The 13,547-nt window shown below is 68.8% G+C and carries 12 protein-coding genes and 1 pseudogene; 5 read left to right on the plus strand and 8 right to left on the minus strand.

What is annotated here, in order from left to right:
• Window positions 1-21: 21 nt before the first annotated feature.
• Both J7E97_RS35870 and J7E97_RS15935 read right to left on the minus strand, forming a co-directional pair.
• Window positions 22-448: pseudogene (locus J7E97_RS35870) on the minus strand (glycosyl hydrolase); the annotation flags it as partial.
• Window positions 449-496: 48 nt separating this feature from the next.
• Window positions 497-1,018: an NUDIX domain-containing protein gene (locus J7E97_RS15935; protein ID WP_215027535.1), complete on the minus strand. Its 522-nt coding sequence runs from the start codon at window positions 1,016-1,018 to the stop codon at window positions 497-499.
• Between the two features lie 157 nt (window positions 1,019-1,175).
• Here J7E97_RS15935 and J7E97_RS15940 point away from each other — a divergent pair, with 157 nt between their 5' ends.
• The gene (locus J7E97_RS15940; protein WP_251054615.1) at window positions 1,176-1,550 is read left to right on the plus strand and encodes a hypothetical protein; all 375 of its coding nucleotides are present in this window, start codon (window positions 1,176-1,178) and stop codon (window positions 1,548-1,550) included.
• A 122-nt stretch (window positions 1,551-1,672) separates the two neighbouring features.
• Here the strand turns inward: J7E97_RS15940 and J7E97_RS15945 are convergent, their stop codons facing one another.
• The 5 genes from J7E97_RS15945 to J7E97_RS15965 all read right to left on the minus strand — a co-directional run bounded on the left by J7E97_RS15945 (window position 1,673) and on the right by J7E97_RS15965 (window position 6,047).
• Window positions 1,673-2,314, minus strand: coding sequence for an ATP-binding cassette domain-containing protein (locus J7E97_RS15945; RefSeq protein WP_308346526.1), 642 nt, complete (start codon window positions 2,312-2,314; stop codon window positions 1,673-1,675).
• A gap of 62 nt (window positions 2,315-2,376) precedes the next feature.
• Window positions 2,377-3,138 carry an ABC transporter ATP-binding protein gene (locus J7E97_RS15950; RefSeq protein WP_215027539.1) on the minus strand — a complete coding sequence of 254 codons (762 nt, stop codon included), beginning with the start codon at window positions 3,136-3,138 and terminating at the stop codon, window positions 2,377-2,379.
• Window positions 3,135-4,112 (minus strand): branched-chain amino acid ABC transporter permease, encoded by a 978-nt coding sequence (locus J7E97_RS15955; protein WP_215027540.1) that lies wholly within the window; start codon window positions 4,110-4,112, stop codon window positions 3,135-3,137. Before J7E97_RS15955 ends, J7E97_RS15950 begins: the two co-directional genes overlap by 4 nt.
• Window positions 4,109-4,987: a branched-chain amino acid ABC transporter permease gene (locus J7E97_RS15960; protein WP_215027543.1), complete on the minus strand. Its 879-nt coding sequence runs from the start codon at window positions 4,985-4,987 to the stop codon at window positions 4,109-4,111. The genes J7E97_RS15955 and J7E97_RS15960 overlap by 4 nt, the downstream gene beginning before the upstream one ends.
• A gap of 1 nt (window position 4,988) precedes the next feature.
• Window positions 4,989-6,047 carry an ABC transporter substrate-binding protein gene (locus J7E97_RS15965; protein ID WP_215027545.1) on the minus strand — a complete coding sequence of 353 codons (1,059 nt, stop codon included), beginning with the start codon at window positions 6,045-6,047 and terminating at the stop codon, window positions 4,989-4,991.
• Window positions 6,048-6,528: 481 nt separating this feature from the next.
• Here J7E97_RS15965 and J7E97_RS15970 point away from each other — a divergent pair, with 481 nt between their 5' ends.
• Window positions 6,529-8,157, plus strand: coding sequence for a carboxylesterase/lipase family protein (locus tag J7E97_RS15970; protein WP_215027547.1), 1,629 nt, complete (start codon window positions 6,529-6,531; stop codon window positions 8,155-8,157).
• Window positions 8,158-8,245: 88 nt separating this feature from the next.
• On the opposite strand, the gene J7E97_RS15975 is transcribed toward J7E97_RS15970, so the two are convergent.
• Entirely contained in the window at window positions 8,246-9,127 is an 882-nt protein-coding gene (locus J7E97_RS15975; protein WP_308346527.1) for a tryptophan 2,3-dioxygenase family protein, read from the minus strand.
• 196 nt (window positions 9,128-9,323) lie between these two features.
• Between J7E97_RS15975 and J7E97_RS15980 the strand changes: the two genes are divergently transcribed.
• From J7E97_RS15980 to J7E97_RS15990, 3 genes are read left to right on the plus strand one after another with little or no spacing between them, the layout of a single operon-like run.
• A complete protein-coding gene (locus tag J7E97_RS15980; protein WP_215027549.1) occupies window positions 9,324-10,589 on the plus strand; it encodes a multidrug effflux MFS transporter in 1,266 nt (421 codons plus the stop codon).
• The gene (locus tag J7E97_RS15985; RefSeq protein ID WP_215027551.1) at window positions 10,590-11,936 is read left to right on the plus strand and encodes a M20/M25/M40 family metallo-hydrolase; all 1,347 of its coding nucleotides are present in this window, start codon (window positions 10,590-10,592) and stop codon (window positions 11,934-11,936) included.
• A 12-nt stretch (window positions 11,937-11,948) separates the two neighbouring features.
• A complete protein-coding gene (locus J7E97_RS15990; RefSeq protein ID WP_215027553.1) occupies window positions 11,949-13,529 on the plus strand; it encodes a carboxylesterase/lipase family protein in 1,581 nt (526 codons plus the stop codon).
• Window positions 13,530-13,547: the final 18 nt, after the last annotated feature.

A 13,547-nucleotide genomic window follows, 5' to 3' on the forward strand; every position in this document is an offset into this window, starting at 1 on the left:
CCCCATGCGCGGCCCGCAGAACTGCATCTGCGCGGTGGCCGCCGCGGTGCGCCGGTCGGCGGCGTTCCAGGTGGAGCGGGCCCAGGGCGTGCAGACGATGTCGGTGCGGGTCGGTGGCCTTGCCGCAGGCGCGCAGGGCACCGACGCCGTGGTTCGTCCAGTCGTCGACGTTGTACATCATGGTCCGCCAGCCTGTCTGGCCCGCCGGGATCGCGGTGGTGCCGATTTTGGTGCCCGAGGACCAAGTGCGGCCGCCGTCGAATGAGCGGTCCATCCACACCTCGTCCCCGGGACTGCCGTTGCCTATGGACGCCCAGCCCATGGCGTCGGCGTCGTCGAAGTGCACAACACCGAACGCTCCAGGAACGCCTTGAGGGAGTCCGTTCGAACAACCGCTTCGCCGAGAAACGCATCGCCGACTTGGAGGCCCAGCTTGTCGAGCTTCAATACCAGGCCCACCCCGTCCCCAGGACCACCGAGTGACCGGAGCTTCGTATCAGCGGCCGGAGACCTCACGCAGCCATCGCGCATGCTGACGGACGCGCGATGCGTCCTCGGGGAAGTAGCTGGCCCAGTCCTCGTTCAGGGACGTCCAGGCCGCCGGCTGTCCACTCTCTGTAACCAAAGGCGCTCCCGCACCCACGATCGCGACGAACGACAGCCCAAGAGTCGCCGGCCACTCCCGGCGATAGGAGCGCACCGTGGCCGCGGCAGGTTCCGGCAGCAACTCCGCCTCGACGCCGGTCTCCTCGAAGAGCTCACGACGTGCTCCCTCTCGGGGCGTTTCCCCCGGCTCAACGCGTCCTCCCGGTGGGACCAAACCCCGCCACCGGTGATGAACCAGCAGCACCCGAGCGAGATCCTCATCGAAGACCCACACCTCTGCGGCAAGCGGCTCCGAGGACCCCTGGCGGGCGGCGGCCAGCCACTGGCCAGCGCCGTCAAACTCCACCTTCGCCAGCCGGACTTCGGCGGCTGCGGCCTCTACCACCCGTTGATCAAGCGCATCGTGAATCACCGGGACAACATAAGGCGAGGGTCTGACACCGGGGTGGCACTGGACAACGTCCCGGACACCCACGCGACGTCCCGACGCAGGTCACAGACGAACTGGACGCCTCGATGGTCGGTAAACAGCGATAAGTTCTTCACCCGCGAGACCCGGGCGTACCGACATGCCGTCCCCGCCCTCGGGCACCCATCTCATCGACAGCCGCGCCCAAGACCTGGCCCTGCTGCTCACCGCGGTGCCCGGCGTCCCGGTGAAGGAGCTCGGTCCGGACGCCGCCAAGTGGCGTGCTGTGCACCAGCAGGCCGGAGCGCTGTGTGCCCGGCTCCATGAGGCCGGGGAGCTCGACCCAACCGACCGGGGGCAGGCCGAAGCCTCCCTGAAGGCCGCCGCCGATGGGGCGGAGAAGTACCTGGCCCGCGCCGGGGACCGGCTCACCCCGGATGAGCAGCAGCTGGTCCGCGACCACGCCGCCCAGCTTCGCCGCGTCGGGCCGGTGCCTGCCGGATACATCCATGGCGGCAACCGGCCCACTCATTAGGCAAGTCCCTTGCCGCACCTGGCGCGGGACCGGCATGAGAGAGCCCCCTAGGTGACGCGCCGTCACCAATGGGGATGCTCTCTCGTTCGCGCGGCCTCGCGCCGTCAGGTGCGGTCGTCCGGTCAGTCGACGCCCAGCAGACGCCGCCGGTCATCGGGTCGGGACTCGAATTCCGCACAGTCTGCCTCGTGGACGATGCGGCCCTTCTGCATGACGGCCACGTTCTGGGCTACGGAGAAGGCGAGCCCCAGGTTCTGCTCGACGAGGACTACCGACATGCCCTGCGCACTCACCTCTCGGATCACCTCGCCGACTTGGGCAACGATCGCCGGAGCGAGGCCGTCGGACGGTTCGTCGAGGAGCAGAAGACGCGGATTGCCCAGCAGGGCCCGGGCGATCGCGAGCATCTGCTGCTCCCCGCCGGAGAGCTGGTCACCGCGATGCCCGAGCCGCTCCCCCAGCCGCGGCAGCAAGTCGAGGATGCGGGCTCTCGTCCAGAGGCCCTGCGCGGAACGCCGTGAGGCGATCGCCAGGTGCTCGTCCACGGTCAGCGGCGCGAACACCCGGCGCCCCTGCGGAACGACACCCACCCCGGCCCGGGCGATCACATCGACGCGGGCCCCGGCGATCTCCCGGCCGTCGATGGCGACGCTGCCTTCGTACGGCCGGACGAATCCCATGATGGTCGAAACGAGGGTGGTCTTGCCGACCCCGTTACGCCCGAGGACGGCGACGATCCCGCCAGCGTCGAGGTCGAGATCCACACCGCCCAGGACGATGCCCCCGGCGTAACCGGAGCGCAGCCCGCGAACGCTGAAGAACGGCTTCACGAGGAGACCTCCACGGTGCCGAGATAGGCGCTCTGGACTTCGGCGGATGCCCGCACCTCATCCGGGGAGCCGGTTTTGAGGTGTCTGCCGAGGTGCATGACCGTCACCGTGTCGGCGAGCTCGAAGACCATGTCGAGATCGTGTTCGATGAGCAGTACGGTCACCTCCCGGGGCAAGGCGGCGATCAGTTCGGTGAGTCGCGCCGTCTCCGCCGGCGACATCCCGGCGGCCGGTTCATCCAGCAACAGCAGCCGGGGTTCAGTGGCCAGTGCGACGGCGACCTCCAGCTGCCGCCGTTCGCCGTGCGAGAGTGCGGCCGCCGAGACGTCGTGCCGGGTGGGCAGGCCCACTCGCTCGAGCAGCGTGTGCGCCTGCGCGATAGCCGCGGCCCGGGCGCTCACCTTCCGCCACCCGCCGAGTCCGGTACCGGCCGGGCGCAAGACGGCGAGCAAGACGTTCTCCAGCACACTCTCGCGCATGAAGAGACTGGAGTGCTGGAAGGTCGCGGCGACACCGAGGGCGACCCTGCGATCCACGGGTAGCCGGGTTACGTCCTGCCCGTCGACAAGGATGTTTCCGCCGGTAGGTGCAAGCGTTCCGGAGATGAGGCCGAACAGGGTTGATTTACCCGCGCCGTTCGGGCCGATGATCGCGTGCCGCGCGCCCGCCCGTACGGTGAGGCAGACATCGTCCACGGCTTTGAAGGACCCGAACTGCTTGGACACCTGGCGTAGTTCCAGGAGGTCGAGATCTGTCACGCCGTCCTCTTTCGGGTCGCCTTGAGCGGGAGCCGTACGCCGGCCAGTCCGCGGGGCAGTGTGTAGACGGCGATGACGAAGAGCAGTCCCAGCAGCAGCGGCCCGCGTCCGGCGACGGCTTCGAGGTTGCCGAGGTAGTCGCGGGTGAGCCAGACGAGCGCGGCGCCGGCGCAGGCCCCCCACATCGAGCCGGAGCCGCCGATGACGACGGCCAGCAGCGCGAGGGCGGCGATCTCGAATCCGGCGTCGCCGGGCGAGACGAACCGCTGCACCGACACCCACAAGGCCCCCGCGACTCCGGCCAGCGCCCCGGCGCCGCAGTAGACGGTCAGGGCGTACCGCCGGGTGGGATAGCCGATCGCGCTCATGCGGCGCTCGTTGTCTCGGATTCCGCGCAGGGCGAGGGCGAACGGTGTCGAGCCCAGGCGGGAGACGGCCGCGAAGAGCAGCAGGGATACGGCCAGCACGTAGAAATAGACCAGCCCGTCGAGCTCCAGCGCGGGCATGCCGGGCAACGGTACGACGGGCGGGATGCCCGACATGCCGTCGGTGCCGTTGGTCAGCGACTTCCAGTTGACCGCCGCGCTGTAGGCGATCTCGCCGATGGCCAGCGTCAGCATCAGGAACACCACGCCTCGGGCCCTGACGGCAAGCCACCCGGTCGGGACCGCCACAAGCGCGGAGACGACCGCGGCGGTGAGGAGTTGAAGTATCCCGATGTCGGTGAGCCTCGTCGCCACGATTGCCGCCGTATAGGCACCGACGCCGAAGTAGGCCGATTGGCCGAGGGTCGGCAGTCCGGTCAGGCCGGTGAGCAGGTTCACGCTCATGGCGAGCAGGGCGAACACCAGGATCCGCGACAGGGTGCCGACGGCGTACGAGCCGAGGAGGAAGGGGGCAAGCGCGAGTCCGACGAGGACGGCGGTCACCGACAGCCGCCGTGCGGTGGATCCGGCGGTTGCAGACGGGCTCATGTGCGCACCGCCGTCGCGACCAGGCCGTGCGGCCGCACGACGAGCACGGCCAGCATGGTGCCGAAGAGGAGGAAGGGGGCGTACTCCGGGAGCAGCGCAACACCGAGAGTCTGCACCTGGCCGATGAGAAGCGCTCCAACGAGCGCACCCCGCACCGATCCGAGGCCGCCGACGACCACGACGACGAGCGAGAGGACGAGCACGGTCTCGTCGACTCCCGGCCCGGGGCCCAGAATCGGTGCCCCGAGGACACCACCGACCGCCGCCAGGGCCGCCCCGAACGCGAAGACTCCGTAGAGCACCTTGCGGATGTCGACACCCAACGCCCGGACCATGTCCCGGTCCGCGACGGTGGCCCGTACCAGTGCTCCGAGCGAGCTCCGTTCGAAGACGAGGTACACGACGAGCGCGAGGCCGGCCGCGACGGCGATGAACACCAGCCGGTAGACCGGATACGCATGGCCGAGGAGGTCCACCGTCCCGCGCAGCGACGTCGGCGGTTCCGTGGGCAGCACCTCGCCGCCGAAAGCCGCGGCGAGAAGATCGGCCACGATGAACGTGATACCGAGTGTCAGCACGGCCTGGTCCAGATGCCCTCGCCGGGCCAGTGGCTGTGTGAGGAACGTCAGCGCCGCCCCGCCCATGGTGCCCACCAGAGCACCGGCCAGCAGCGCGAGGAGCAGACCCCGAAGGCTTCCGTCGGACAGTGCGTAGGCGACGTATGCCCCGGCGAGGTAGAGCGTGCCGTGAGCCAGGTTGAGCACGTCCATCATGCCGAAGACCAGCGAAAGGCCGACAGCGATCGTGAACAGGAGCAGACCGAAGGCGACCCCGTCGACGACGCTGACGAAGTTGCCGTCCAACCATCCGGCCATATCAGCCGCCCAGCCGGCCGAGGTCGGCGCTGACGGTGTTGGCGCCCTGCTTGACCTCACGCAGGTACCAGGGCTGGATGGGCGTGCCGCCGCTGTTGAACCGCCAGGTGCCCCGCGGGCTGTCGATGTCCCCCACCTTGGCGATAGCGGCGTTGACCGTTTCCGAGGTCACCGTGCCACCGGCTGCCTTGATCGCCGTGTCGAGCACCTGCGCGGCGTCCCATGACGCCATCGCGTAGGTGGTCGGGGCCGACCCGTAGGCGGACGTGTATGCCGGTGCGAACCGCTTGTTGGCGGCGTTGTCCAGGTCCGCGCTGTAGTTGAGTGAGGTGAAGATGCCGGTGGCCGCCTCTCCCTGCCCCTTGAGCACACCGCCCTCGGTGAGGAAGCCGGGCGCGTAGAGCGGGATCTTGCCGGCCAGTCCGAAGTCCCGGTACTGCTTGACGAAGTCGACGGCGGCGCCGCCGGCGTAGAAGCAGAAGACGGACTTCGCGCCGGACCTCTCGATCTGCGCGAGGTAGGGCTGGAAGTTCTTGGTCCCCGGAAACGGCGTGTAGACCTCCTCCCCCGCGATCTTGCCACCCGCGGGAAGGAAGGTGGACTTGAATCCCTCCACCTCGTCCCTGCCTGCCTGGTAGCCCGCAGCGATAAGGAAGACAGGACCCCCGGCCTTCTCGGCGACGTGCTTGCCCAACGCCTTGCCCGGTTCGTCGTTGACATACGAGGTACGCCAGACGTACTCGGCCCCGGTCAAGGTCGTCGGCGAGGCATTCGAGCCGACAAGCGGGATCTTGCTGGTCTCGAACAAATCCTTGACCCCGTTGATGGTGGCCGAGCTCACCACCCCGCTCACCGCCAGCACCCGGTCCTGCTTGACCAGCTTCTCCGCCGCCGCCTTGCCGGAGTCGGCCGTCTCCCCCTCGTCCGCGACCACGAGCTCCACTTCGCGGCCGCCGAGCTTCCCGCCCTGCTGCTTGACGTAGAGCTCGAAGCCGTTCTTCATGTCGTCGCCGAGCGCCTTGTAGATGCCCGACCGCGGGAGGAGGAGCCCGATCTTCACGGACCCGTTCTCATTGTCCTCACTGGTCCCGAGGCTGGCACCACCACATGCCGTGGCCAGCAAGAGGCTTGTCGTGACGGCGATCAGACCAACGGGACGAAACCGACGTGCCATGGAGACTCCGTACATTGTCAGCCGGCCCTGGAAGGCCGGATGTTGCCGATGTGGTCGCGCCTTCACAAGGGGCCCAGCGCACTGCGGTCCGGCTTCATAGCCGGCCTGGCGGCCGAGGGAGACGCGCTTTTGCGCCGTTGCCCGGACGGGCTCGAATCCAAGGTCGAGCTCTGGAGCAGGACCGAGATGACACGTGTCTATCGCGTCACTGCAACGACCGTCAATAGTTCGCAAGATATAGAGGGGATCGGCGCCGCACCCCTTGACCCTTGGACCCACCCATGCCGTAATGCTGGCCATCGTCAATTTCACGCCATGCCGGTAGGACCGGCGCCAGGCTCGTGATCAGTCAGGAGAGTGACACCACATGACCGACGATCCATCACGGCGCAAACTACTCAAGACCAGTGGAATGCTGGCCAGCGGCGTACTGCTCTCCGGCCTGGCGGGCGTGGGCGCGGCGCGCGCCGACTCGCCCACCGGCGAGACCTCACCTGTCGTGGAGCTGCCCGCGGGCCGGCTGCGTGGCGCCGTGGAAGGTGGCCTCGCCGTATTCAAGGGCGTGCCGTACGCGGCGCCGCCGGTCGGCGCCCTTCGATGGCGGCCGGCTGAACCGCATCCCGGATGGCCTGGGACGCGCGAGGCGACCGCCTTCGGCCCGAGCGCCCCGCAGCTGTACCGGGAAGGCGGCGACCAGGTACTCGGAACGCACGGCTCACCCCCCTTCGACGAGGACTGCCTCACGCTCAACATCTGGACCCCGGCGGCCGACAGCTCAAAGCGGCCGGTGATGGTCTGGATCCACGGCGGTGGCTTCATCTCCGGATCAGGCTCGATGCCCAACTACTCAGGCGAGACCTTCGCGCGCGACGGCGACCTCGTCGTCGTGACCATCAACTACCGGCTCGGGCCTCTGGGATACCTCTACTTCGGCGGGGACGGCGCCGGGGGGAACTTCTGGTTCACCGACCAACTCGCCGCGCTTCGGTGGGTACAAGACAACGTCGCCGCGTTCGGCGGCGACCCGGACAACATCACTGTCGCGGGTCAGTCCGGCGGCGCGTTCTCGGTCGCGGCGCTCGCCGGCGCTCGGCCCAAGGGCCGCCCCCTGTTCCGGCGCGCCATCCTGCAGAGCCCGCCGCTCGGCCTGCAGATCCCCACGCGCGCCGAGTCACTCCAGCGCACCGCCACCTACCTGGACATCCTCGGAGCCAAGGACGTCACCGAACTACGGGCCGTGCCCTGGCCACGCCTGATCGCCGCCACCCTCCAGATGTTCGGGCGCACCGCACGATGGGGCTACTGGTCCACCCCGTTCCTGCCGGTGCTCGACGGGGTGACACTGGACCGTGACCCCGCCGACCTGCTGCTCACCGGTCCCGGGGCGGACATCGACGTCCTGATCGGCTGGACCAGGGAAGAGGCCAATTTCGCCTTCGGGCTCGACGAAACATACGCCGCGGCGACCAAGGACCAGGTGCTCGCCAGAGTTCGGGACACCTTCCCGAGCCGCGCGGCCGAGGCCTACACCGCGTATGAGGAGGCTCGGCCGGGCGCCCGTCCGGTGGACGTACTCATGGACCTGATCAGCGACGACCTGTTCCGTCTGCCCAGTCTCGCGCTGGCCGAGCGGCGAGCGGCCCGCGGGCGGGCGGTCTGGGCGTACCAGTTCGACCTCCCGACGCCCGCGCACGGCGGTCGACTGGCCGCCGCGCACTGCCTGGAGCTGCCGTTCGTATTCAACAACTTCGACAAGTGGTCGCAGGCGCCCTTCCTGGCCGGGCTCAACCCCAGGGTTCGTGACGGTCTCGCCGCGACAATGCACGCGTCGTGGATCTCCTTCATCCGCACCGGCGACCCCAACCATCACCCCATGCCGCGCTGGGATCGCTACGACCGGGACTCCCGCACCACGATGAGCCTGGACACCGTCACCACCGCCGCCGGCGACCTCGCCGGATACTGGCGGCGACTGCGCCCCGCGGTGGCGCGATAGCCGGTTCAACCGGCCGACGGCGAGAGGCTGCCTGGTCCCGCTGTTGCGCATCGCGGGACCAGGCGGATTCCTGTGCCGTCCTACCTGGTCACAACAGGCTCCTGGCACTCCACAGTTCGGGGAAGAACCGGTACTCGCTCACTCGGCGGAGCCACGACACCCCCGCGGTTCCACCGGTGCCCGTCTTGTTGCCGATGATCCGTTCCACGGTGAGCAGATGCAGGGCGCGCCAGCGACTGAACCCTTCGGCAACGGCGATCATCGCCTCGGCGAGTTCGAACAGATCGTCGCCCGGCCCTGCCCGGTAGAGGTCCGCCCAGGCTCGCTCCACCGCGGCGTGCGGCACGTACGGCTCGGTGAGGTCTCGCGCGAGCACAGATTCCGGGATGTCCGCCCCTCGTCGGGCCAGCAGACGCAGCGCGGCGTCGTACACGCTCGGCGCCCGGAGGGCCTCTTGGACCTTCTCGTGCACGTGCGGGACGTGGCGGTGCGGGCGGGACATGGCCGCGTTCTTGTTGCCCAGGACGTACTCGAGCATGCGGTACATGTAGGACTGAAAGCCCGAAGCCTGGCCGAGGTGCTCACGGAAGGCGTTGAACTCCGTCGGCGCCAAGGTGCCCAGCACGTCCCAGGTGCCGTTGAGCAACTCGATCACCCGGCGTGTGCGACGCAGCGTCCATACCGCCTGTGCGATGTCGTCACCGTCAAGCAGCTCCCGCACCGTGCACAGTTCCCCGTGGAGCAACTTGAACAGGAGCTCCTTGACCTGGCCGAGGATGTAGAACGTCGGCTCGGCGGGCGCGTCGGACAGGGGGCGCTGGATCGCCAGCAGGACATCGAGGCACTGGTAGTCGATGTAGGGGGTGCTCGGGCCGGGGAAGTCCAGCTGCGGCTCGCCGCCCATGCTCTCGTGCACCTCCGCGAGGTGGCCGGAAGTGCTGACGGGTTCGCGTCCGTCGGGTGTGATCACGTGCGTCCTCAATTCCGTGTGGGTGATTACACGTGCCGAGAGCGCGGGTCGAGAATCGTCGACCGTCACGATTCGCAGCACATTGAGCAGCTTGGCCTGGCGCAGCGCGCAGGTAGATGCTACACAGGTTCCAGCGGAATGATTACACGTGTAACGAACTCTCTTCATTGTCAATAACGCCACGGAGGCTCGGCGGATGACCGCCCCTTCGCTCCCTCAGGGGGCACAGCCGCAGACGCGCCCCGGCCCGGCCCCGGCCCGTCGCGCTGGCTTCCTCGCCACGCTGCTGCTCGGCGGGCTCACCGGCCTCGCACCACTGTCGATGGACATGTACCTCCCGGCCCTGCCCGGGGTGACCAGCTCCCTCGCCACCCCCGCCGCCACCGCCCAGCTGACCCTCACCGCCTGCCTCGCGGGCATGGCCGTCGGCCAGCTGGTCATCGGCCCGATGAGCGACAAGTGGGGGCGCCGCCGCCCGCTGCTCATCGGCATGAGTGTGTACGTCCTGGCCACCGCGATCTGCGCCTTCGCCCCCTCCGTCGAACTGCTCATCGCCTTCCGGCTGGTCCAGGGCCTGGCCGGCGCCGCCGGCATCGTCATCGCCCGCGCCGTCGTCCGCGACCTCCACGACGGCGTCGCGATGGCCCGCTTCTTCTCCACCCTGCTGCTGGTCTCAGGGGCCGCGCCGATCATCGCCCCGCTCATCGGCGGACAGGTGCTGCGCGTCACCGACTGGCGGGGCGTTTTCCACGTCCTGACCGGCATCGGTCTCGTCCTCACCCTCATGGTGTCGAAGTGGCTGGAGGAGTCACTCCCACCGCAGCGCCGCCAAACCGGTGGGATCGGCCCGGCCCTGCGCACCATGGGCGGGCTGCTGGCCGACCGGGTCTTCACCGGCTACATGTTGGCCGGAGGACTCGCCTTCGCCGCGCTGTTCGCGTACATCTCGGCCTCACCCTTTGTCATCCAGGAGATATACGGCGCCTCGCCGCAGACCTTCAGCCTGCTCTTCGGGCTGAATTCCGTCGGCCTGATCGCGGTCGGCCAGATCAACGGCAAACTACTCGTCGGCAGGGTCGGCCCCGACAAAGTGCTGGCCACCGGCCTCGGCCTGATCGTCCTGTCCGCCGTCGCCCTGCTCCTGATGACCACAGGGGTCCTCGGCGAGGCCGGCCTGTTGCCGGTGGCGGCCGGCCTCTTCGTCCTTATGTCCGCGCAGGGCCTGGTCCTGCCGACCACCAACGCGCAGGCCCTGATGCGTACCCCGGATGCGGCCGGAACCGCCTCCGCGCTGTTGGGCGCCTCCTCCTTCCTGATCGGCGCGATCACCTCACCGCTGGTCGGCATCGCGGGCAAGGACACCGCCGTACCCATGTCCGTGGTCCTGGTCGCCTGCGCGCTCGGCGCGGTGATCTGCTTCCTCGCCTTGTGCCGTTGCCGTTTCAGGAACTCCGGAGCGTAGATGTCCACGCCAACCCAGCCGATGCCACTGCCCTTCTCCTGGGCCGACCAGGAGCAACACCTCGTCAGCCACCTTTCGGCGCTGATCCGCCTGGACACCTCGAACCCGCCGGGCAACGAGATCGCCGCCGCGCGCTATCTCTCCCGCGAGCTGTCCCGATCCGGTATCGCACACACGGTTCTGGAGTCCGAGCCCGGGCGGGCCAACCTCGTCGCTCGGCTGCCCGGTTCTGGACAGGAGCCGCCGCTGATGCTGCTGGGCCACGCCGACGTGGTCGGTGCTCAGCCCGACCAGTGGAATCGTCCTCCCTTCTCGGGCGAGGTGGCCGACGGCCGCGTGTGGGGCCGAGGGGCACTCGACATGAAGGGCCAGGTGGCCGCGAGCCTGCTGGTGATGCAGCTCCTCGCCGCGCACCGGATACCGCTGAGCCGGGATCTGCTGCTGGTGGTCACCGCCGACGAGGAAGCCGGTAGCCGGCTGGGGGCGTACTGGCTGTGGGAGAACCACCGCAGTCTCGTAGAGGCCGAGTGGGCGTTCAACGAAGGCGGTGGCCAGCGTTTCGTGACGCCCGGCGGCCCCGTCTACACCGTGCAGGTGGCGGAGAAGGGCAGCGCCCGGATGCGGGTCACCGCGCGCGGGCAGGGCGGGCACGCCTCCGTCCCGCGTGCGGATACAGCAATCTTCACGCTGGCCGAGGCCCTGCTCCGGTTGCGCGCGTTCTCCCCCCAATCGGTGCTGCATCCGGCGGCGCGCCGCATGCTGCACACCTTGGCAGACCTGCACCCGGGCGCGGGCGCACAGGCCATCGAGCGGCTGCTGAAGGAACCGACCTGGGCCGGTGCGAACAGCCTGCCCATCGATCCCGTCCTGCGTGAGTTCGTAGTCGCCGGGCTGCACAACACCGCCACTGCGACGATATTGTCCGCGGGGCAGCGGCAGAACGTGGTGCCCGTCGAAGCGAGCGTGGTGCTGGACGGACGCCTGCTGCCGGGCGAGCTGCCCGATCGGTGGATGGAAGAGGTCCAGAAGGCACTCGGGGACCGTGTGGCGGTATCCCTGCTGCACGGCAGGATGAGCCACCGCGTCCACGACGACCCGCGGCTCCTGCGGGTTCTGGGCGATACCGTCGCGGCCCACGACCCGGACGCGCGTGTCCTGCCGTACATCAACCCGGCCTCCACGGACGCCCGCGCCTTCCCTGACATGAACGTAGTCGGATTCTTTCCCTCCGCCAGTGACGCGGACATCATGCGCCTCATCCACGCACCGGACGAACACGCCCGGATCACCGACCTGATGTTCGGCGGGAAATGCCTGCTGGACGCGGTCCTCAGGCTCTCAATCTGAAAAGGAATCCCCATGGGCGTCGCCATAGAGACTCTCAACGGCACGATCGAAGGGACGGCCCAGAACGGGCTGTCGGTCTTCAAGGGCATTCCCTATGCCCTCCCACCGGAAGGGCCCCTGAGGTTCCAGGCCCCGGCCCCGGTCCCCGCCTGGGACGGTGTCCGTCCGGCGACCTCATTCAGCGCCGCACCGCCACAGTTGCCACTGGCTCCCGGCATGCCCGCGGTCTGGCGACCGGAAGACGGCCTGGACTGCCTCAGCGTGAACGTATGGACCCCAGGGGGCGCCGGTGACCGGCTGCCCGTCATGGTGTGGATCTACGGCGGGGGGTGGAAGACGGGCTACTCCGGTGATCCCGGCTACGACGGAGAGGTGCTGGCCCGGGGTGGCGTGGTGCTGGTGACATTCAACTACCGCGTCGGCTTCGAGGGATTCGGATTCGTGCCGGGGGCACCCGCCAACAGGGGCTTCCTCGATCAGACCGCCGCACTCACCTGGGTAAACGAGAACATCGCCGCCTTCGGCGGCGACCCCGACAACGTGACGGTCTTCGGCGAATCCGGCGGAGGTGCATCCGTCGCCTCGCTACTGTCCGCACCCGCCGCCCGCGGCCTGTTCCGTCGCGCCATCGTCCAGAGCATCGCCGGACGGTACCTGCCCGAGGAGGAAGCGCAGCGCATTTCCGTCCTGATCGGGGAAGCGGTCGGCGTGGGCCCCGGGGACTTCGCCTCCGTGCCCCCGGAGGCGCTGCTGGCCGTACAGGACGTGGCCCTGCCCGCAATGCGGGAGGATCCGTCGCACTGGACGACTCCCGAGGCCATCACCGCGTTCTCACCCGTCATCGACGGAGTCACCGTCGTCGACAAGCCATGGCTCGCCATCCGTTCGGGGTGTGCACGTGACGTGGATCTGATCTGCGGCTACACGCATGACGAGTTCACTCTGTTCGCCATGCAACGGGGTCTGGTCAAGATCAAGCCCTCAGCATTGATCAAGGCCGTGCCCATGATGCTGTCGATGGCACGCGCGGGTTTGCGCGAGCGGGCGTCGCGAAGGCCGGCGCAGGCCTCGGCGAAGACTCGCGACCTCAACCTCGACACCGTGGCCGAAGGATTGGGGCTCGGCCGCCAAGCTGCCATCGAGTACCGGTCCGCCTACCCAGGCCTGACGGACCCTCAGTTGTACGTCACCATGTTCTCCGACGCGTTGTTCCGGATGCCCGCTACGTGGCTGGCCGAGGCGCACGCCGCCGCGGGCGGCCGGGCCTGGCTCTACGACTTCATGTGGAGCAGCCCGGCCTTCGGCGGGGCTCTGGGCGCCTGTCACACCATGGACATCCCGGCGACCTTCGGCCACACACAAGGGCCGCTGTCAGCTTTCCTGTTCGGTGGCAAGGCCCCGCCCCAGGACTTCACCCGCCTGTCCGAACACCTCCGTGCCTCCTGGTTCTCCTTCGCCGCTTCGGGAGATCCAGGCTGGGCCCCCTTCACCACAGAGAAGGCCATGACCCGCATATGGGAGGTCGAACCGTCAGTTGCCGAGGACCCGCTCCGGGCGTCCCGCCGTATCTGGCATAAGGAGTCCGGGCTCTAGGGAGCGTATTTGGTTGTG

The organism is Streptomyces sp. ISL-66, from assembly GCF_018614135.1.
Taxonomy (GTDB): Bacteria; Actinomycetota; Actinomycetes; order Streptomycetales; family Streptomycetaceae; genus Streptomyces.